General features: G+C 73.4%; 16 protein-coding genes. 9 read left to right on the forward strand and 7 right to left on the reverse strand.

Annotated features, from left to right (window positions below; translation table 11 throughout):
- Positions 1 to 7 precede the first annotated feature (7 nt).
- Both AB0B63_RS24675 and AB0B63_RS24680 read right to left on the reverse strand, forming a co-directional pair.
- The gene (locus AB0B63_RS24675; RefSeq protein WP_357022677.1) at positions 8 to 2,497 is read right to left on the reverse strand and encodes a DNA topoisomerase IV subunit A; all 2,490 of its coding nucleotides are present in this window, start codon (positions 2,495 to 2,497) and stop codon (positions 8 to 10) included.
- A 41-nt stretch (positions 2,498 to 2,538) separates the two neighbouring features.
- A complete protein-coding gene (locus AB0B63_RS24680) occupies positions 2,539 to 4,596 on the reverse strand; it encodes a DNA topoisomerase IV subunit B (RefSeq protein ID WP_357022680.1) in 2,058 nt (685 codons plus the stop codon).
- Between the two features lie 312 nt (positions 4,597 to 4,908).
- Here AB0B63_RS24680 and AB0B63_RS24685 point away from each other — a divergent pair, with 312 nt between their 5' ends.
- Positions 4,909 to 6,165, forward strand: coding sequence for a hypothetical protein (locus AB0B63_RS24685; RefSeq protein ID WP_357022683.1), 1,257 nt, complete (start codon positions 4,909 to 4,911; stop codon positions 6,163 to 6,165).
- 235 nt (positions 6,166 to 6,400) lie between these two features.
- Here AB0B63_RS24685 and AB0B63_RS24690 read toward each other — a convergent pair whose 3' ends face one another.
- Positions 6,401 to 6,841 (reverse strand): Rrf2 family transcriptional regulator, encoded by a 441-nt coding sequence (locus AB0B63_RS24690; protein WP_219469197.1) that lies wholly within the window; start codon positions 6,839 to 6,841, stop codon positions 6,401 to 6,403.
- A gap of 146 nt (positions 6,842 to 6,987) precedes the next feature.
- Between AB0B63_RS24690 and AB0B63_RS24695 the strand changes: the two genes are divergently transcribed.
- From AB0B63_RS24695 to AB0B63_RS24710, 4 genes are all read left to right on the forward strand, one after another.
- Entirely contained in the window at positions 6,988 to 8,208 is a 1,221-nt protein-coding gene (locus AB0B63_RS24695; protein WP_357022686.1) for a globin domain-containing protein, read from the forward strand.
- Between the two features lie 275 nt (positions 8,209 to 8,483).
- Positions 8,484 to 9,698, forward strand: a complete 1,215-nt coding sequence (locus AB0B63_RS24700; RefSeq protein WP_357022689.1) for a glycosyltransferase — start codon at positions 8,484 to 8,486, stop codon at positions 9,696 to 9,698.
- 87 nt (positions 9,699 to 9,785) lie between these two features.
- On the forward strand, positions 9,786 to 10,649 hold the full coding sequence (locus tag AB0B63_RS24705) for an alpha/beta fold hydrolase (protein ID WP_357022692.1): 864 nt from the start codon (positions 9,786 to 9,788) through the stop codon (positions 10,647 to 10,649).
- Positions 10,650 to 10,733: 84 nt separating this feature from the next.
- A complete protein-coding gene (locus AB0B63_RS24710) occupies positions 10,734 to 11,357 on the forward strand; it encodes a hypothetical protein (RefSeq protein ID WP_208569061.1) in 624 nt (207 codons plus the stop codon).
- A 175-nt stretch (positions 11,358 to 11,532) separates the two neighbouring features.
- Here AB0B63_RS24710 and AB0B63_RS24715 read toward each other — a convergent pair whose 3' ends face one another.
- The gene (locus tag AB0B63_RS24715; protein ID WP_357022695.1) at positions 11,533 to 12,429 is read right to left on the reverse strand and encodes a DUF72 domain-containing protein; all 897 of its coding nucleotides are present in this window, start codon (positions 12,427 to 12,429) and stop codon (positions 11,533 to 11,535) included.
- A gap of 156 nt (positions 12,430 to 12,585) precedes the next feature.
- On the opposite strand from AB0B63_RS24715, the gene AB0B63_RS24720 reads away from it, so the two are divergent.
- The 3 genes from AB0B63_RS24720 (at position 12,586) to AB0B63_RS24730 (ending at position 14,401) form a co-directional block, all read left to right on the forward strand.
- Positions 12,586 to 13,092 carry a DinB family protein gene (locus AB0B63_RS24720; RefSeq protein ID WP_357022698.1) on the forward strand — a complete coding sequence of 169 codons (507 nt, stop codon included), beginning with the start codon at positions 12,586 to 12,588 and terminating at the stop codon, positions 13,090 to 13,092.
- A 108-nt stretch (positions 13,093 to 13,200) separates the two neighbouring features.
- Positions 13,201 to 13,446, forward strand: a complete 246-nt coding sequence (locus tag AB0B63_RS24725) for a hypothetical protein (protein ID WP_357022701.1) — start codon at positions 13,201 to 13,203, stop codon at positions 13,444 to 13,446.
- 214 nt (positions 13,447 to 13,660) lie between these two features.
- The gene (locus AB0B63_RS24730) at positions 13,661 to 14,401 is read left to right on the forward strand and encodes a Pr6Pr family membrane protein (RefSeq protein ID WP_357022704.1); all 741 of its coding nucleotides are present in this window, start codon (positions 13,661 to 13,663) and stop codon (positions 14,399 to 14,401) included.
- Between the two features lie 53 nt (positions 14,402 to 14,454).
- On the opposite strand, the gene AB0B63_RS24735 is transcribed toward AB0B63_RS24730, so the two are convergent.
- Together AB0B63_RS24735 and AB0B63_RS24740 are read right to left on the reverse strand one after the other, a co-directional pair.
- Positions 14,455 to 14,961 (reverse strand): DUF664 domain-containing protein, encoded by a 507-nt coding sequence (locus tag AB0B63_RS24735; RefSeq protein WP_357022707.1) that lies wholly within the window; start codon positions 14,959 to 14,961, stop codon positions 14,455 to 14,457.
- A 96-nt stretch (positions 14,962 to 15,057) separates the two neighbouring features.
- Positions 15,058 to 15,429 carry a VOC family protein gene (locus AB0B63_RS24740; protein WP_219469166.1) on the reverse strand — a complete coding sequence of 124 codons (372 nt, stop codon included), beginning with the start codon at positions 15,427 to 15,429 and terminating at the stop codon, positions 15,058 to 15,060.
- A gap of 245 nt (positions 15,430 to 15,674) precedes the next feature.
- Between AB0B63_RS24740 and AB0B63_RS24745 the strand changes: the two genes are divergently transcribed.
- Positions 15,675 to 17,093: an acyl-CoA synthetase gene (locus AB0B63_RS24745; RefSeq protein ID WP_357022710.1), complete on the forward strand. Its 1,419-nt coding sequence runs from the start codon at positions 15,675 to 15,677 to the stop codon at positions 17,091 to 17,093.
- Positions 17,094 to 17,097: 4 nt separating this feature from the next.
- Here the strand turns inward: AB0B63_RS24745 and AB0B63_RS24750 are convergent, their stop codons facing one another.
- The gene (locus tag AB0B63_RS24750; protein WP_208569069.1) at positions 17,098 to 17,937 is read right to left on the reverse strand and encodes a metallophosphoesterase; all 840 of its coding nucleotides are present in this window, start codon (positions 17,935 to 17,937) and stop codon (positions 17,098 to 17,100) included.
- Positions 17,938 to 18,204: the final 267 nt, after the last annotated feature.

Below are 18,204 nucleotides of genomic sequence, written 5' to 3' on the forward strand. Positions count from 1 at the left end.
GCCGGACTCAGTCGCGTTCGATGAGGTGACCGACGACGGTCGGGCCGAGCATGACGGCGAAGCCGGACCCGTCGCGGCGCGGATCGGCCGGCGGCAGCTCCACCGGGTCACCGGTCGCCGTCGCGCCCACCGGCCGCGCCCCGATCCAGGCCACCACCAGGTCCGTCTCCCCCTTGAGGAAGCGCTGCGCCCGCACCCCGGCGGTCGCCCTGCCCTTCGCCGGGTACGACGCGAACGGCGTCACCTTGACCGTGGCCCCGGTGGAGGTGACCACCATCGGCTCCCCGTGGGCGGCGTCGTCGGTGCGGATCGCGCCGAAGAACACCACCCGGGCACCCGCCGGCAGGTTGATCCCGGCCATCCCGCCACCCTTGGGCCCCTGCGGGCGGATCAGCGTGGCGGCGAACCGCAGCAGGGCCGCCTCGCTGGTGACGAAGGCCAGCGTCTCGGTGTCGTCGGCCAGCCAGGTCGCCCCCACCACCTCGTCGCCCGTGCGCAACGAGATCACCTCGAACTCGTCCGAGCGGACCGGCCACTCCGGGGCGCAGACCTTGACCACACCCTGCCGGGTGCCCAGCGCCAGCCCCGGGGAGCCCTGCGCGGTGGGGCCGAGCGGGGCCAGACCGATCACCGTCTCCCCCGCCGCCAGCGGGACGATCTCGGCGGCGGCCATACCACCACGCAGCGACACCGTGCCGGCCTGCTCGGGCAGCACCGGCAGCGGCAACACGTCGACCTTGAAGGCCCGGCCGGCGCTGGTGACCAGGAGCACCCGCCCCCGGGCCGTGGTGTGCACGACCGCGCGTACGGTGTCGTGTTTGACCCGGCCGTTGCGGCGACGCCCCTCGGACGCCTCCTCCGACTCGGCCGCGGTGCGGGCGACCAGCCCGGTCGCCGAGAGGATCACCTGACACGGGTCGTCGGCCACCTCCAGCGGCCCGGCCGGCACCGACGCGGCGAGCACCTCCTTGAGGTCCCCGTCGACCAGGGTGGTCCGCCGCGACGCGGAGAACTGCTTCACCACGGCGGCCAACTCGTCGGAGACGACCTTGCGGAGCACCTTCGGGTCGTCGAGGATCTTGGACAGCTCGGCGATCTCCCCGCGCAGCTTCTCCTGCTCGGCCTCCAGCTCGATCCGGTCGTACTTGGTCAACCGGCGCAGCGGGGTGTCGAGGATGTAGGTCGCCTGGATCTCGGAGAGCTTGAACTTCTGCATCAGGCCGTCCTTGGCGGCCTGGGCGTCCTCGCTGGCCCGGATCAGCTTGACCACCCGGTCGATGTCGAGCAGGGCGACCAGCAGGCCGTCGACCAGGTGCAGCCGCTCCTGGCGCTTACGCCGCCGGTACGCGCTGCGCCGGGTCACCACCTCGTAGCGGTGGGCCAGGAACACCTCCAGCAGCGCCTTCAACCCGAGGGTGCGCGGCTGGCCGTCGACCAGCACCAGGTTGTTGATGCCGAAGGACTGCTCCAGCGGGGTGAGCCGGTAGAGGTCGGCCAGCAACGCCTGCGGGTTGACCCCGACCTTGCACTCGACGACCAGCCGGGTGCCGCTCTCCCGGTCGGTGAGGTCCTTGACGTCGGCGATGCCGGTGAGCCGCTTGGTCTTGTTCACCTCGTTGGTGATCGCCGCGATGACCTTCTCCGCGCCGACGCCGTAGGGCAACTCGACCACGGTGATCGCCTGCCGCCCCCGGCTGCCCTCCAGCGGGCCGATCTCGACCCGGCCGCGCATCCGCACCACACCGCGCCCGGTCTCGTACGCCCGGCGCACCTCGTCCAGGCCGAGTAGCAGGCCACCGGTGGGCAGGTCGGGGCCGGGGACGAACTCCATCAACCGGTCGAGGTCGGCGTCCGGGTGGTTGATCAGCCAGCGGGCGGCGGAGACCACCTCGCCGAGGTGGTGCGGGATCATGTTGGTCGCCATCCCGACCGCGATCCCGGACGCGCCGTTGACCAGCAGGTTGGGGAAGGCGGCGGGCAGCACGGTCGGCTGGGTCAGTGAGCCGTCGTAGTTGGGCTCGACGTCGACGGTGTCCTCGCCCAGCTCCCCGACCAGCAGCATCGCCTCCCGGGAGAGCCGGGCCTCGGTGTAACGCGCCGCGGCCGGGCCGTCGTCGGGGCTACCAAAATTTCCGTGCCCGTCGATGAGTGGCGCGTTGAGCGAGAAGTCCTGGGCGAGCCGGACCATCGCGTCATAGATCGCGGTGTCGCCGTGCGGGTGGTACTTGCCCATGACGTCGCCGACGATCCGGGCCGACTTCACGTGCCCCCGGTCGGGGCGGTGGCCCTGCTCGTGCATCGACCACAGGATGCGGCGGTGCACCGGCTTCAAACCGTCGCGGGCGTCGGGCAGGGCGCGGGAGTGGATGACCGAGAAGGCGTACTCCAGGTAGGAGTCGGAGACCTCGGTGACCAGCGGGTTGTCGAAGACCCGCGCGCCGGCCTGGTCGAAGGCGGACAGATCCACCTTGGCGCGGTCGTCCTTACGGCGTGCCATCGTTCAGCTCTCTTCCGGGGGTACGGCGGCCACGGTGCTGGTCATGCGTCGATCGCGTCCCGGTCGACCCGGTCGGAGGAGTCGATGAGCCAGTTGCGGCGCGGCTCGACCTTCTCGCCCATCAGCAGTTCGAGGATGCGCTCGGCGGCGTCGACGTCGTCGAGGGTGATCCGGCGGACCGCCCGGGTGGCGGGGTTCATCGTGGTGTCCCACAACTCGTCGGCGTCCATCTCACCGAGGCCCTTGAAGCGCGGGATCGGGGTGACGATCTGCTTGCCGGCCTTCTCCAGCTTGCGGACCGTCGCCTCCATCTCGGCCTGGGTGTAGGTGTAGGTGGTCTGCGGGCTGCGCCCCTTGGTGGTGATCTTGTGTAGCGGTGGCATCGCGGCGAAGAGCCGGCCGGCCTCGATCAGCGGTCGCATGTAGCGGGCGAAGAGGGTGATCAGCAGGGTCCGGATGTGCGCGCCGTCCACGTCGGCGTCCGCCATGATCAGCACCCGGCCGTAGCGCAACGACGACAGGTCGAAGGTACGCCCCGAGCCGGCCCCGAGCACCTGCACGATCGCCGCGCACTCGGCGTTGTCCAGCACCTGCTGGAGGTTGGCCTTCTGCACGTTGAGAATCTTGCCGCGAATCGGCAGTAGCGCCTGATACTCGGCAGAACGGGCAAGTCGCCCTGTTCCGAGGGCGCTGTCCCCTTCCACGATAAATAATTCACTTCTGTCGATGCCTGCGGCGCGGCAGTCGACGAGTTTGGCGGGCATCGACGCGCCCTCCAGGGCGGTCTTGCGCCGGGCGGCGTCCTTCTGCTGCTTCTGGGTCAGCCGCACCCGGGCCGCGTCGACGATCTTCTGGAGCACCGTGCGCGCCTCGGCCTTGCTGCGTTTGTCCTCCAGCCACGCCTTGACGTGCTGCTCGACCAGGGTCTGGAGCACCTTGGTGATGCCGGCGGTGGAGAGCTCGTCCTTGGTCTGCGAGGTGAACTGCGGCTCCGGGATGCGGACGTGCAGCACCGCCGTCATCCCCTCCAGGACGTCGTCCAGGGTGGGCGGGTCCTCCTTGGGCTTGAGCAGCCCCCGGGTGTTGCGGACGGCATCGGCCAGGGTCCGGGTCAGCGCCCGCTCGAACCCCTTGCGGTGGGTGCCGCCGTGGGCGTTGCGGATGGTGTTGGTGAAGCACTCGACGGTGCGCTCGTAGCCGGTGCCCCACCGGAAGGCGATCTCCACCTCGGCCCGGCGCTGCACGTTGGACTGCATCACGCCGTTGGCGTCGGCGGCGTTCTCCCGGTAGGTCCCCTCGCCGGTGACCAGCAGGGTGCCGGAGACCGGGCGGTCGCCGGCCGGAGCCAGGAACTCCACCATGTCGGTGAGCCCGTTGGGGAAGTGGAAGCGCTCCTCGACCGGCTCCTCGACGGTCTCGTCGCGCAGCCGGTAGTCGACCCCGGGGACCAGGAAGGCGGTGTTGCGCAGCTTCATCCGGACGGCCTCGACGTCGAGGCGGGCGCCGGTCTCGAAGTAGCGGGCGTCGTGCCAGTAGCGGATCGAGGTGCCGGTGCGCTGGCCGCGCTTCATCGACCCGACGACCTGCAGGCCGGGCCCGGCGGTGAACGGGGCGTCCGGGCCGTCACCGGCGAAGACCCCGGGCACCCCGTGCCGGAACGACATCGCGTGCACCTTGCCGCCGCGTCGGACGGTCACGTCGAACCGGCGGGACAGCGCGTTGACCGCGGAGGCGCCCACGCCGTGCAGACCGCCTGAGGTCTTGTAACCGGAGCCGCCGAACTTGCCACCGGCGTGCAGCCGGGTGAGCACCAGCTCGACCCCGGAGATGCCGGACTTGGCGTGCACGTCGGTGGGGATGCCCCGGCCGTCGTCGTCGACCTGCACCGAGCCGTCGGCGTGCAGGATCACCTCGACCGTACGGGCATGACCGGCGACACCCTCGTCGGTGGAGTTGTCGAGGATCTCGTTGACGAGGTGACCCACGCCACGACTGTCGGTGGAGCCGATGTACATGCCGGGACGCTTGCGGACGGCGTCCAGGCCCTCCAGGTGGGTGAGGTCGTCTGCCCCGTAGAGGGTCTCAGGCTGTGCGGTCAACTGGTCGTACTCCCCGGTCTCGGCGGTGTGGTGCCGCTCACCGTCTCGATCTCTCCACGCGCGGCGTGCCGCAGCGAGCGTAGCCGTACGCCCCGACAGCGGCGTGCAGCCCCACGTCGGACGGCGTCGCGCGTCTGCCGGGCACAACGCCGCCGACCGTCGGGGCCTTCCCCGGCCGGGTGGACGGGACCCGGAAACGACCATTTCCGTGATTCGACGATCATGTTAAGAGGCATTGACGCCCATCTCGCCAAGTGATCTGATCCGGCCCAGCAGGATCTTTCACATTTGCATGGACAGATGGGGGACGTCATGTCCAGGTTCCGTCGGAGCGCCCTCGCGGCACTCCTCACCGTCGCCACGGCCGCCCTGCCGGTCGCCGTCGGCTCCGCCGCACCGGCCGCCGCCGCCCTGCCCACCGCCGCCGTCGCCCTCGGCGACAGCTTCATCAGCGGCGAGGGTGCCGGGGCGTACGCGCCGGTGACCGACCTCAACGGGGTGGCCCAGCCCTTCCCGGGCTGGTCGGCACCGAACAACAACGCCTACTTCTGCCACCGATCACCCAACGCCTCACTGTTCAAGGCGGACCTGCCGGGGATCACCGACCGGTTCAACCTGGCCTGCTCCGGCGGCCAGCCGTACGACATCGCCAACGCCTCGGCCAGCCGGACCAAGGGCCGGCAGGTCGCCGCCCAGCTCGACCAGTTGCGCGCGGTCGGGCAGACCCACGACATCGACCTGGTGCTGGTCGGCCTCGGCTCGAACAACAGCTCGTTCACGTTCGGCAGCGTCGCCGAGAAGTGCGCGAACCGGTTCATCGCCGACGCCTGGACCGGGTGGTGGGAGTTCTGGGCGTACCTGGGCGGTCCGGTGGAGCAGGAGCCCTGCTCGGACGCCGACCTGGCCACCTCCGCCCAGGTCGCCGCCGCGACGGCGGAGACCACGGCGGCGGTCCGGCAGATCCTCACCACGCTGGACCAGATCGACGCCGACGGCCAGCACCGGATCGTCTTCCAGGACTACACCAACCCGCTGCCGCCGGAGCTGGCCTCGACCTACTGGGAGGAGGACAGCCGGGACGACACCCGGGACAAGTTCCGTGACCTGGGCGCCGAGCGGTACGCCGCCGGTTGCCCGATCCACCGGGCCAGCCTCGCCCCCGGCCAGCGTTTCTCGCAGGGCCTGGGCACCCTGGTCAGCTCGGTGCGCAACACGCTGTCCGCCGAGTTCCCCTCCGCCGACCTGGTCTACCTCAACGTACAGCGGGCCTTTGACGGGGCCCGGCTGTGCGAGTCGGCGGGCAGCCCCGGCAACGCGCTGGCCACCCCGATCCGGCTCCAGGACGGCACCTCGGGAGTCTTCGTGACCAGCCTGTCCGGCTACGACAAGCTGGACATCCAGCGGATCGCGAACACCTGCGGGACGTACTTCCAGACCTGCCAGGAGTCCTGGCACCCGAGCGCGGCCGGGCACCAGGTTCTGGGTCGGTGCCTGACCGGCGCGGCGGCGACGGCGGCCCGTACGGTCGCCTGCGTCCGGTCGACGGACGGCACGGTCCGGGTCAGCTGAACCGGTGGCCGGTGGGAGCGGGCGGTCGAGCCGCTCCCACCGGCCACACCGCTCCCACCGGCCACAGCGCCGGCACCGCACCCCTCCACCCCGCCCGGGACCCGCGCCGCACCCGGCTGCCGAACGGGCCGCTCAGCTCGCCTACGAATCGGCCGCGCAGCTCGCCCCACCGACCGGGCCGCTCAGCTTGCCCCGCGCCGGCCGGGTGCGGGGGCACGGGGGGCGCGACGCGGGTTCAGGTCGCCGTCGGAGCGGGCGGGGCGAGGCTGAGCAGCAGGGCGGTCGGCGAGGCGTCGACCAGGTCGCCCAGCGGCACCTCGTCGAGGACGGCGAGGAAGGCCGCCTGGGCGCGGCGGAGCTGGACCCGCAGGCGGCAGCCGGCGCGCAGGGCGCAGCCGGACTCCTCGCAGGAGACCACCTCACCCTCCCCCTCGAAGGCGCGTACGACCCGGCCGACGGTGATCCGCTCGGCCCCCTCGGCGAAGGCCACCCCACCGGAGCGGCCCCGCACGGTGACCAGCACGCCCGCGCGCTGCAACCGTTGCACCACCTTGGCCACGTGGCTGCGGGGCAGGTCCAGCCGGTCGGCCAGCTCGTCGACGGTGGTCCGGGTCGACGCGGGGGCGGTGAGCATGGCGATCCGCAGGGCCATGTCGGTCGACCGGTTGAGCTTCACCGTCCGACCCTAACCAGGGCCGTCGGCGGCGGACAGGGGCGGACGGCCGGAACCGCCGCGTCCACGGACCCGGGACCTTCGGCCCTTAAGAAGACTCTGAGATTCCTGTTTAAGTGTCCTCTGTAGCCGAACAGCAAGGAGGAGCCGTGCTCTCGGAGTCGTCAGCCGCCGTCGTCACCGCCACCCTGCCCGTGGTCCGGGCCCATGCCGACCAGATCACCGGCCGCTCCTACGCCCGGATGTTCACCGCCCACCCGGAACTGCTGAACCTGTTCAACCGGGGAAACCAGGCGACCGGACGTCAGCAGGCGGCCCTGGCCGCCTCCGTCGTCGCGTACGCCGGGCACCTCACCGGTGCCGACACGACAGGGTGGACGGCGATCCTGGACCGGATCGCGCACAAACACGCCTCGCTCGGCATCACTCCCGCCCAGTACCCGCTGGTGGGTCGGCACCTGCTGGCCGCCGTCGGCGAGGTGCTCGGCGCGGCGGTCACCCCGCAGGTCGCCGCCGCCTGGGACGAGGTGTACTGGCTGATGGCCTGCGAACTCGTCGCCCGGGAGGCCCGCCTCTACACGGTCTCCGGGTTGGCCGGGGACGGCGCGGTGTGGCGCGACTGGCGGGTCGGCGGGGTGACCCCGGAAGCCACCGACGTCGTCTCGATCGCCCTCGTCCCGGCCGACGGCGGCCCGGTGCCGGGCTTCGTCCCCGGGCAGTACGTCTCGGTCGCGGTGGACCTCGGCGGCGGGCTCGGCCAGCAGATCCGTCAGTACAGCCTCTCCGGCCGCCCCGCCGACGACCACTGGCGGATCACCGTGAAACGGGTCCGGGGCACCGGGGACGCCCCGGACGGTCTGGTCTCCAGCTTCCTGCACGAACGCGTCGCCCCCGGCGACATTTTGCGACTGAGCCCACCCTTCGGTGAGGTCAGCGCGGTCGCCGGGGACGGGCCACTGCTGCTGGTCAGCGCCGGGATCGGCCTCACCCCGGCGATGTCGGCCCTGGAGCACCTGGCGGCCACCGCACCGGACCGGCCGGTGGTGCTGGCCCACGCCGACCGGGACGCCGCCGCCCACGCCCACCGGGCCGACCTGCTCGCGCTGCACGCCCGGCTGCCCCGGCTGCGCCTGCGGCTCTGGTACGAGCAGGGCACCGCCGGGGACGACACCCCGCCACTGGTCGCCGAGGTGTCCCGGGGCCTGATCGAGCCGGAACTGATCCCCCTCTCCCCGGACGCGCACGTGCACCTCTGCGGACCGCTGCCGTTCATGAACCAGGTCCGGGGCGACCTGCTGCGTCGGGGCGTACCGGCGGAGCGGATCGGCTACGAGGTCTTCGGCCCGGGGATGCTGCCCGAGCCGAGGTGAACGGTCCTCCCCACCACGGCCGTCCGGCGGACCGGGCCCCGCCCGACCACCGGCACACGCAGGGCGGTCGGGCCGGTACGGAAAGTTGATGTTTATCGCCTCCGCGCTGGGCAACTGGTTCGGGCATGCAGGGCGGTGCGCGACGTCCGGGCATCGGCTCCTGACCGGCGGCCGGGTGCCCGCCGATCGCCCGGTGCGCGGGACCCGGTGACGACGACCGGGGCCCGGCGTGACCGGGGCCGCCTCGCCGGCGACCGGCCCACGGAGGAGGAAGCATGCGCATCGCGTTGGTCTCGGGGCACGCCAGCCCGCTCGCCGCCACCGGACAGCACACCGGTGCGCAGCACCTGCACGTCGCCGAGCAGGCGGCGGCGCTGGCCGCCGAGGGCCACGAGGTGCGGGTCTACACCCGGCGGGACTCCCCCACCCCACCCGACACCGTGTCGACCGACACCGGGTACCAGGTGTGGCACGTGCCGGCCGGCCCCGCCCGGGAGGTGCCGACCGACGAACTCCTGCCGCACCTGGGCGAGTTCGGCCGCTGGTTGGCCGAGCACTGGCAGCACGGCGGCTGGCGGCCGGACGTGGCGCACGCCCACTTCTGGCTGAGCGGCCTGGCCACCCTGCACGCCGGACGCCGTACCAACACCCCGGTGGTGCTGACCTACCACGACCTGGGCAGCGCGCACCGACGCCGCTCGGCCGGCCGGGACCCCGGACCCCGGGGTCGGATCGGCTACGAACGCGCCCTCGGGCGGGCCGCCGACCGGATCGTCGTCCAGTCGCACGACGAGTTGGGGGAACTGGTCCGCCTCGGGGTACCGCGGTCGAAGCTGACCCTGGTGCCGGCCGGGGTGGACGAGACGGTGTTCGGGCCGGCGGGGCCGGTCGTTCCCCGCGACCCGGCCCGGCCCCGGTTGCTCACCGTCGGGTCGCTGCGCGAACGCAGCGGCTTCCAGGACGTCATCCGGGCGCTGCCCGCGGTGCCGGGGGCCGAGTGCGTGGTGGTCGGTGGGCCCCCCGCCGACCTGCTGCCGGCCGACCCGGTCGCCCGCCGGTTGACCGCGCTCGCCGAGTCCTGCGGGGTCGCCGACCGGGTCCGACTGGTCGGGTCGGTGCCCCGCGACGAGTTGGCCGCCTGGTACCGCTCCGCCGACCTGCTGGTCGCCGCCCCCTGGTACGAGCCGTTCGGTCGTACCCCGTTGGAGGCGATGGCGTGCGGCGTGCCCGTGGTCGGCACGGAGGTCGGGGGGATCGCGGAGAGCGTCGTCGACGGGTTGACCGGGGACCTGGTGCCGCCGCGCGACCCCCGGGCGCTGGGCGGCACGATCCGCCGGCTGCTCGCCGACCGGGTACGCCGCTTCGCGTACGCCACGGCGGCCCTGGACCGGATCCGCGTCCGCTACTCCTTCCGGCACTGGGCGGAGCAGCTCACCGCCGTCTACGCCTCGGTCAGCGGGGTCGGTCAGGTCGCCACGGCAGCCGCCTGACCGCCTCCGCCCCGACCACCCCCCGGGGCGCCGGGAGCGGTCGGGGCGGAGCACCGACCCGTTATTACCGGCCGGTAGGATGAGTCGGTGAGCGGGGACGTGGCATACACGCAGGAGTTCGTCGACGTCGACGGGGCCCGGATCGGCATCCAGGTCTACCCGGAGCCCGTGGGGGCGCCCGGCGGCCCGGCGGTGGTGATCTGGCCGGCGATGGGGGTCCGGGCCCGGTACTACCGCCCGTTCGCCACCGCGCTGCACGACGCCGGCCTGGCCGTGACCGTCGCCGACCTGCGCGGCACCGGCGTCAGCACGCCCCCGCCGTCCCGGACCTGCCGGTACGGCTACCGCGAGCTGGCCACCGACGTCGGCGTGGTCCTCGACGCGCTGAAGCCCCGGCTGGACGGCCGTCCCACGCTGCTGCTCGGGCACTCCCTCGGCGGGCAGGCCGCCCTGCTGCACCTGGCACTGCACGGCACGGACCGGGTCGACGGGCTCGCCCTGCTCGCCGTCGGTGTCCCGTACTGGCGCAGCTATCCGGGTCTGCGGCGCTACGGCGTGCTGCCGTACTCCCAGGGGATCTCGGCGGTGGCCGGGGCCCTCGGGGTCTGGCCGGGCTGGGGGTTCGGCGGCCGGCAGGCGCGGGGGGTGATCCGGGACTGGGCACGCACCGCCCGGACCGGCCGCTTCCCCACCCTCGACGGGGTGGACGGCGAGGCGGCCGTGGGCCGGTTGTCCCTGCCGGTGCTGGCGGTCAGCGTGGACGACGACCAGTACACCCCGCACCCGGTCGTCGACCACCTCTGCGCCAAGCTCACCGCCGCACCGGTCACCCGGCACCGGTACACGGTGGCCGAGGCGGGGGCTGCGCTGGACCACTTCCGCTGGGTGCGGGCCGGGTTGCCGCTGACCCGGCGGGTCGCCGACTTCGCCGCCGGGCTGCCGCGCCGCTGATCCCCCGCCTGGCCGCGAGCCGGGCGCGTAGCCGCCGCCGGGGCGGGTATGCCGCTGCGCCCGCACACGGTGGAGGGGGATCAGATGTCTGAACGACACACCGCACTACGCTCGATGCACGACCTGGGCCTGGCGGCCTGGTTCGGTGGCTCCCTGATGGGAGCGCTGGGCGTCAACGGAGCGGCGGCACGGATCAGCGACTCGACCCAACGGCTCCCGGTGGCCTCGGCCGGTTGGTCGCGGTGGACCCCGGTCAACGCGGCGGCGATCGGCGCGCACCTGGCCGGCGCGGTGGGCGAACTGGCCACCGAGAGCCCCCGGATGATGGCCCAGTCCGGGGTGGGACGGATGAGCGCGGTGAAGACGGCGCTGACCGTCAGCGCGCTCGCGGTGACCGGCTACAGCCGGTTGATCGGGATGAAGTTGCAGAACGCCGGCAACCCGCCGGTCTCGGGGACCACCGAGCCCAACTACCAGACACCCGCCGAGGTGGCGCACCGGCAGCGGCAGATGAAGGTCCTCCAGTGGACCATTCCGGCGTTGACCGGGGCACTGGTGGTGGTCACCGCGTACATGGGTGAGCAACAGAAGCCCGGCCAGGTGTTCCGGGGGATGCTCGGTCGCGCCGGTGGGCTGATGGGCGCCCCGATGACGATGGGCCGGCTGGCCGCGACGGGGGCCCGCCGCAGGATGGCGATGGCCAGCTGACCGTCGGGCCGGGACCGGCCGGTGCGGGGCCCGCCGTCGACAGCACGACGGCGGGCCCCGCACCGGCGGGTCGGCTACCCGACCCGCCCGCCGACCGTCCTGGCCCGGTCGCCCGGCCCGACGGCACGTCGCGTGGTGGACGGCCCGGGACACACCCGAGGGTCGGTGACCGGGGTCAGTGGCCGGCGACGGCCGTCGTGGGGGTCACCCCGAGCAGCTCCGCCAGCCGGGCGGCGTCCCGCTGGGCCTGCCCCGCGCAGCAGTTGTTGAACAGCACGTGCAGCTCCCCGGACCGGGCGGCCAGGTCGGTGAGCAGGTCGGCCCAGCGACGTAGTTCGTCGTCGGCGTAGGCGTACCGGAACCGGTCCTCCTTGCTGCCGTGCGCCCAGTGCGCGCTGTGGCCGTGCATCCGGACCAGCACCGGCTCGGCCGTACCCACCATGATCGGCGGCACCGAGGAGGGGTGCCCCTGCGGCATGTCGACGCAGACCAGGCTGAGGTCGTGGTCACGCAGGAAGGTCACCGTCTCGGCCGCCGCGAGGCCGTCGAACCAGGACCCGTGACGCAGCTCCACCGCGACCCGCCACGGCCGGCACCGGTCGGCCAGCTCGACGATCCGCCGCCGGGCGCCCTCCCCCCGCAGCAGCCACGGCGGGAACTGCAACAGCACCGCGCCGAGCCGGTCGGCCGCCGCGAGCGGCTCCAGCGCCGCCCGGAACCGGTCCCACAACGCGTCGTACGTCGCCTCGGGCAGGTCCCGGCGGCGGACCCGGGACGGCCCGGTGGCCGGTCGCAGGTCCCTCGGCAGCACCTGCACCGGGGTCGGGTGTCCGGTGAAGAGGCTGAACGCCTTGACGTCGAAGGTGAAACCCGGTGGTGTGGCCGCCGCCCAGCCGCTGGTGGTCTCCGGCACCGGGACGGCGTAGTACGAGGTGTCCACCTCGACCAGTCCGAACTGCCCGGCGTACCAGCCCAGCCGCTGTGCCGGGGTACGCGCCGACCGGGGATACCAGCCGGAGCGCAGCAGCGTCTGATCCGCCCAGGACGAGGTGCCCACCCTGATCGTTCCCATGTGGTCCAGTGGACCGCCCGCCGACCGGATCGGCAACCGCTGGGTTCCCCGCCGGGTGGCCGCCGGTGGTGGTGACGCCGCAGGGTGCGGGCCGGAAAGTGTCGGAGGGTGGCCCTAGGGTCACCCCGACGACATCGACCACGGAGGGTGACGGGGATGACCACTTCGGAGCGGGTGCTCACCGGTGAACGGGCCGACCTGTTGCAGGCCGTCGGCATGCACCGCGGCTTCCTGCGGCACACCGTGCGCGGGTTGACCGACGCGCAGGCGGCGACCCGCAGCACCGCCAGCGAGTTGTGCCTGGGCGGCCTGATCAAGCACGTGACCATGGTGGAGGCCCGGTGGGCACGGTTCATGGTCGGCGGGGCCGAGGCGATGGAGAGCGAGCCGGTCGACTGGGCCGGCATGTTCCAGATGACCGACGACGACACCCTGGCCGATCTGCTCGCCCGGTACGCCGAGACGGCGGCCCGCACCGACGAGCTGATCACCACCCTCGACCTGGACGCGAGCCATCCACTGCCGGTGGCACCCTGGTTCGAGCCGGGTGCCGCCTGGTCGGTGCGGCGCACCCTGCTGCACGTGATCGGGGAGACCGCCCAGCACGCCGGGCACGCCGACATCATCCGGGAGTCGATCGACGGCGCCAAGACGATGGGCTGAGCCTGGCGCGGGCGGGCCCGTCGTCGCCGTCCGGTGCCGTGTGACGGGGGCCACCTGCGCCCCGCCCGATGTGACGCCCCACACCGGGGTGGCGCTGAGCGACACGAGATGACCGGACACCGCCTCGATCAGGAAACCGCTGAGCGGCTGCTCAGTGGGCCGGGCAATGGGCCGGTGGCGGGCCCCGCGCCGCTCGTGGCGCTGCTGATCGCGATCCGCGCTGCTGCAAACCCGGCTGAGCTGCGCGGGGAGCCGGCGGCGATGTCCGCTTACCGGGCCGCCCGGGCCGGCATGTCGCGGTCGGCACCGCCCGGCCCCACCTCCGCAGACCCGTCCGACCGGCAGAGCGGGTAGTCAACGGTCGGCGGGGACGACCAGCCAACCAGGCGGACAAGGCGAGTAGTCAGCCGCGCGGTCGGCGGGACGACCCGCCAGCCAGCGGACACCCGGCAGCCGGCCGGACAACCGGGCAGGACCGGGACGACCGGGCAGACGGCCCGCTGGCACCGCTGGCGACCAGGGACGGGGCACGGCCGCCAGCGGTGCCAACGGCTGGTAGCTTGCGCCGATGAATCTGCGGCGTCGACGCCTGGCGGTGGCCTTCCGGCTGGCGATCGTGATCAGTGTGCTCGCCGGGATCGTGCTCACCGCCCTCGGCCCCGCCACCGTCACCGGTCTGCTGCCGTACTTCACCATCCAGAGCAACCTGGCGGTCGGGCTCTTCGCCGGGTACGCCGCCTGGCGGGCCGGGCAGTCCCGACCCGAACCGCCCTCCGCGCTCAAGGGCGCGGTGACCCTCTACATCACCATCACCGGCGTGGTCTACCACCTGGTGCTGGCCAACCCGGCCAGCCCGTTCGCGATGGCCCAGCCGGACCGGGGACCCGCCGAGACGGTGGGCAACCAGTTCCTGCACACCGTCGTGCCGTTGCTCGCCCTCGCCGACTGGACGCTGTTCGACGAGCGTGGCCGGCTGCGCCTGCGGTACGCCGCCTGGTGGCTGACCTTCCCGCTGGCGTACCTGGGTTTCGCCCTGGTACGCGGGCTGATCGTGCACCGCTACCCGTACCCGTTCGTCGACGCCGGACAACTCGGCTACGCCGGTGTCACGGTCAGCGCGGTCTTCTTCGCCGTCGCCTTCTGGCTGCTCGGCCTGCTCTTCGTCGGCGTCGACCGGGCCCTGGCCCGGTGGGGCGCGACCCCGCCGCCCGCCCGGGACGCCCCGACACCCGACCCGGACACCCTGACACCCGACCGGGACGCCCCGGCGGAACCGACACCACCGCCACCGGTCAAGCGGTCAGCGTAGCCAGATGCGCCCCCACCGGGTGAGGTCGGCGCACCCGGAGCGGGGGGATCGGCTCAGGGGCGGAGCAGACCCCGCAGGTAGGCGGCCTGGCCGACGTGCTGGAGAGCGTCGGCGACGATGCTGACCAGCCGGACCCCGAGGGTCACCGGCGGGTCCCAGCTCTCGTCGACCACCCGGTCCAGGTCCGTCGGGCGCAGGCCGGCCAGGAACGTGCGGGTCCGCTGCGCCACCGCCCGGTGGTAGTCGACGAGCACCTGGGCGTTTTCCGGTCGGACCGCCGCGACCTGCTCCGCGGTGTGGCCGTAACCGATGTCGGCGGGGTCGGCGGGAAGTCCGAACCGGGCCGCCCGGTCACCGGCGACCCAGAGTTGGTCGACGCCCAGCAGCTCGGCGATCTGCTGGTCCTGGATCCGGGTGAGGTGCCAGACCAGCCAGCCGACCGGGTTGGCCCCGGGGCGGGGAGCCCGGCGCAGCTCGTCGGGGCCGAGCCCGTCCACGGCGGCGTCCACCAGGTCGGGCAGTTGATCGTAGGTCTCGGTCAGCAGGTCGTCGACGTTCACCGGTGCCTCCTCCGCGCTGGGCGTACACCCGACCCGGATACCGCTGACGGACCCCGACAAACCGCCTCGGCGGGCCCGCGTGGGCGCGGGGGCGGCTCAGGCGGGGCGTTCGGGCCGGGTGATGGCCCAACTACGGCCGTCCGGGTCGCGTAGCAGCACCTCACGGGGGGTGCCGTTGGCGGCACTGACCTGCGCGCCGACCGCGACGGCGCGGCGCAGCACGGCATCGGGGTCGGTGGACTCCACGGTCAGCACCGGCAGCCGGGGGGTCGTCGCGGGCAGGTCGGCCCACTCGCTGACGGTGAACCGGTGACCGGCCACGACGAGGTCGGCGGTGAGCACCCGCCCGTCGGCGAGGCACTCCCGTGGGTGCGGGACCGCGCCGAAGACGTGGGCGTAGAACGCGATGGCGTCGGACGCGTCGGTGACCATGAGGTACGGCGCGGCCGGTGGGTGCTCGGAAGTCATGACGTCGGTGCCGCCTTCCCCGTCGACCGGCGACGGATCCGTCTGGATCGACCGTAGGTGGCGCGGCTGGCGCACCGGCACCCTTAACCGACCCCTGAACCGTGCCGGCCGCCGGTGGTGCCCGGCGGCGGGGTCGACGCGCCGACACCCCGGCGGTCGGGGGTGGTGACGGGCCGGCCGCCGCACTAGCGTCGGCGGCACGGGGCCGCACCGCGCCCTGCCGAACTGCCGGAGAGGGCGGGACCGTGTCGCTGCTGGCCGCGATGTCATCGTCGATGGACGACCGCCCGGACCTGGTGCGGGTGGATGACCGGGTGCTGTCCCGGTCCCGGTTGCAGGGGCTGGCCACCGCGGTCGCCGACGACCTGCGCGGCCTGGACCGGGTGGCGGTCGAGGCCACCCCGACGATGGAGACCGTGGTGGGGGTGGTGGGCGCGCTGCGGGCCGGTGCGGCGGTGGTGCCCGTGCCGCCGGACGCGGGACCCCGGGAGCGGGAGCACATCCTGCGCGATTCGGCGGCCCAGGCCCTGCTCGCGCCGGTGGGCGCGGCGGTCGACGGTTCCCCGGGGTCCGGTGCCGGGTTGCCGGTCGTCCCGGTCGACCTGCGCCGGGAGTCGGCGGGTACGCATCCGGAGCCCGCCCCGGAGCGGACCGCCCTGATCCTCTACACGAGCGGGACGACCGGTGCGCCGAAGGGCGCGCTGCTCTCCCGGGCCGCCATCGCCACCTGCCTGGACGGGCTGGCCGACGCCTGGGCGTGGACGCCGGACGACCTGCTGGTGCACGGGCTGCCGCTGTTCCACGTGCACGGGCTGGTACTCGGGGTGCTCGGGCCGTTGCGGATCGGCGGCCGGTTGCACCACGTCGGCCGGCCACGCCCCGAGCGGTACGCGGCGGCCGGTGGGACGCTGTGTTTCGGCGTACCGACGATCTGGGGACGGATCGCCGCGGCACCGGCCGCCGCGCGGACGTTGCGCCGCGCGCGGCTGCTGGTGTCGGGCAGCGCGGCGCTACCCACGGCGGTCTTCGACGGCCTCGCCGGGTTGACCGGGCACCGGGTCGTCGAGCGGTACGGCATGACGGAGACCCTGATCACGGTGAGCGCCCGGGCCGACGGGCCGCGCCGGCCGGGTGCGGTCGGGGTGCCGCTGCCCGGGGTACGCACCCGGATCGTCGACGAGCAGGGCCACGACCTGCCGAGCGACGGTACGGCGATGGGTGAGCTGCTGGTCGCCGGCCCGACCCTGTTCGACGGCTACCTGAACCGGCCGGACGCCGACGCGGCGAGCCGTACCGCCGACGGCTGGTTCCGTACCGGGGACGTCGCCACCGTCGGCCCCGACGGCTGGCACCGCATCGTCGGGCGGGCGAGCACCGACCTGATCAAGAGCGGCGGGTACCGGATCGGGGCGGGTGAGGTGGAGGAGGCGCTGCTGGCCCACCCGGGGGTACGCGAGGCTGCGGTGGTGGGCCTGCCGCACCCGGATCTGGGGCAGCAGGTCACCGCGTACGTGGTCGGCGACGGGGTGACCGGGCCGGAGCTGGTGGACTTCGTCGCCCGGCAACTGTCGGTGCACAAGCGGCCCCGGGAGGTCCGGCTGGTCGACGCCCTGCCCCGCAACGCGCTGGGCAAGGTGCAGAAGAAGCGCCTGCTGGACGGCTGAGGCGTCAGACCTGGATGGGTGCCGGCAGCACCCGCCGCAGCCACGAGTCGGGGCGGGGGCGGGGGCGCCACTCCCGGGGGTAGCCGACGGAGACCTCCTCGAACCGCACCCCGTCGTGCCAGGTCACCCGGGGGATGTGCAGGTGTCCGTAGATCACCGTCCGGGCGTGGAAGCGGCGGTGCCAGTCGGCGGTGAGTTCGGTGCCGCACCACTGGGCGAACTCGGGGTAACGCAGGATGTCGGTGGGCATCCGGACCAGCGGGTAGTGGTTGACCAGGACCTTCGGCACGGTCGGGTCGCAGCCGGCGAGCCGGGTCTCGGTCAGCGCCACCCGGGCCCGGCACCAGGCGTCCCGGCTCGGGTGCGGATCGGGGTGCAGGAACACCTCGTCGGCGCAGACCACCCCGGCGGCGTGGGCGCGGGCCAGCGCCTGTTCCTTACTGGTGACGCCCGGTTCGCGGAACGAGTAGTCGTAACCGACGAACAGCGGTGCCACCAGCAGCGGGCCGTCGGCTCCGGTCCACACCGGGTACTCGTCCTCCGGGGTGCTCACGCCCAGGCTTCGGCAGTGCCGCACGATGGCCTGGTAGCGCTCCTCCCCGCGCAGCCGGACGGGGTCCTGGGAGTGGGTCCACAGCTCGTGGTTGCCGGGGGCCCAGATGACCTTGCCGAACCGTTCGCTGAGCAGCGTCAGCGCCCAGGTGACGTCGGCGAAGAGTTCGGCGACGTCACCGGCGACGATCAGCCAGTCGCCGGCCGCGCGGGGCCAGAGGCTCTCCACGATCTTCCGGTTCTCCGGGTACGCCACGTGCAGGTCACTGACGGCGTAGATGCCGGCGTTCATCGGTGTGTGGTCCCCTCGTTCATCCAGTGCTGCGGGTGCGCGGCTCGACGCCGCTGCCGGCTCGGTGCGGTACGGCGCCGCTACCGGCTCGGTGCGGTACGGCGTCGGGTCGGCCTCGTGCGGGTGGCGGCCGGTGAGGTTCCGGCCCGTGGTCGCGCAGCTACGCCGCCGGGATCGTCCAGGTGTCGCCGGTGTGGAGGAGGTTGGTGAGTTGTTGTTCGGGGGTGTCGGTGGTGGTGTTTTTGGCGGTGGTGATTTGGTGTTGGA

The sequence above is a fragment of the Micromonospora sp. NPDC049081 genome, assembly GCF_040648835.1.
In the GTDB taxonomy this organism is placed as follows: Bacteria; Actinomycetota; Actinomycetes; order Mycobacteriales; family Micromonosporaceae; genus Micromonospora; species Micromonospora antibiotica.

Bases quoted from the DNA above. Each gene is read 5' to 3' on its own strand.
- AB0B63_RS24675 (WP_357022677.1), bottom strand. From the start codon at position 2,497: ATGGCACGCCGTAAGGACGACCGCGCCAAGGTGGATCTGTCCGCCTTC.
- AB0B63_RS24685 (WP_357022683.1), top strand. From the start codon at position 4,909: ATGTCCAGGTTCCGTCGGAGCGCCCTCGCGGCACTCCTCACCGTCGCC.
- AB0B63_RS24700 (WP_357022689.1), top strand. From the start codon at position 8,484: ATGCGCATCGCGTTGGTCTCGGGGCACGCCAGCCCGCTCGCCGCCACC.
- AB0B63_RS24710 (WP_208569061.1), top strand. From the start codon at position 10,734: ATGTCTGAACGACACACCGCACTACGCTCGATGCACGACCTGGGCCTG.
- AB0B63_RS24715 (WP_357022695.1), bottom strand. From the start codon at position 12,429: ATGGGAACGATCAGGGTGGGCACCTCGTCCTGGGCGGATCAGACGCTG.
- AB0B63_RS24720 (WP_357022698.1), top strand. From the start codon at position 12,586: ATGACCACTTCGGAGCGGGTGCTCACCGGTGAACGGGCCGACCTGTTG.
- AB0B63_RS24725 (WP_357022701.1), top strand. From the start codon at position 13,201: ATGACCGGACACCGCCTCGATCAGGAAACCGCTGAGCGGCTGCTCAGT.
- AB0B63_RS24730 (WP_357022704.1), top strand. From the start codon at position 13,661: ATGAATCTGCGGCGTCGACGCCTGGCGGTGGCCTTCCGGCTGGCGATC.
- AB0B63_RS24740 (WP_219469166.1), bottom strand. From the start codon at position 15,429: ATGACTTCCGAGCACCCACCGGCCGCGCCGTACCTCATGGTCACCGAC.
- AB0B63_RS24750 (WP_208569069.1), bottom strand. From the start codon at position 17,937: ATGAACGCCGGCATCTACGCCGTCAGTGACCTGCACGTGGCGTACCCG.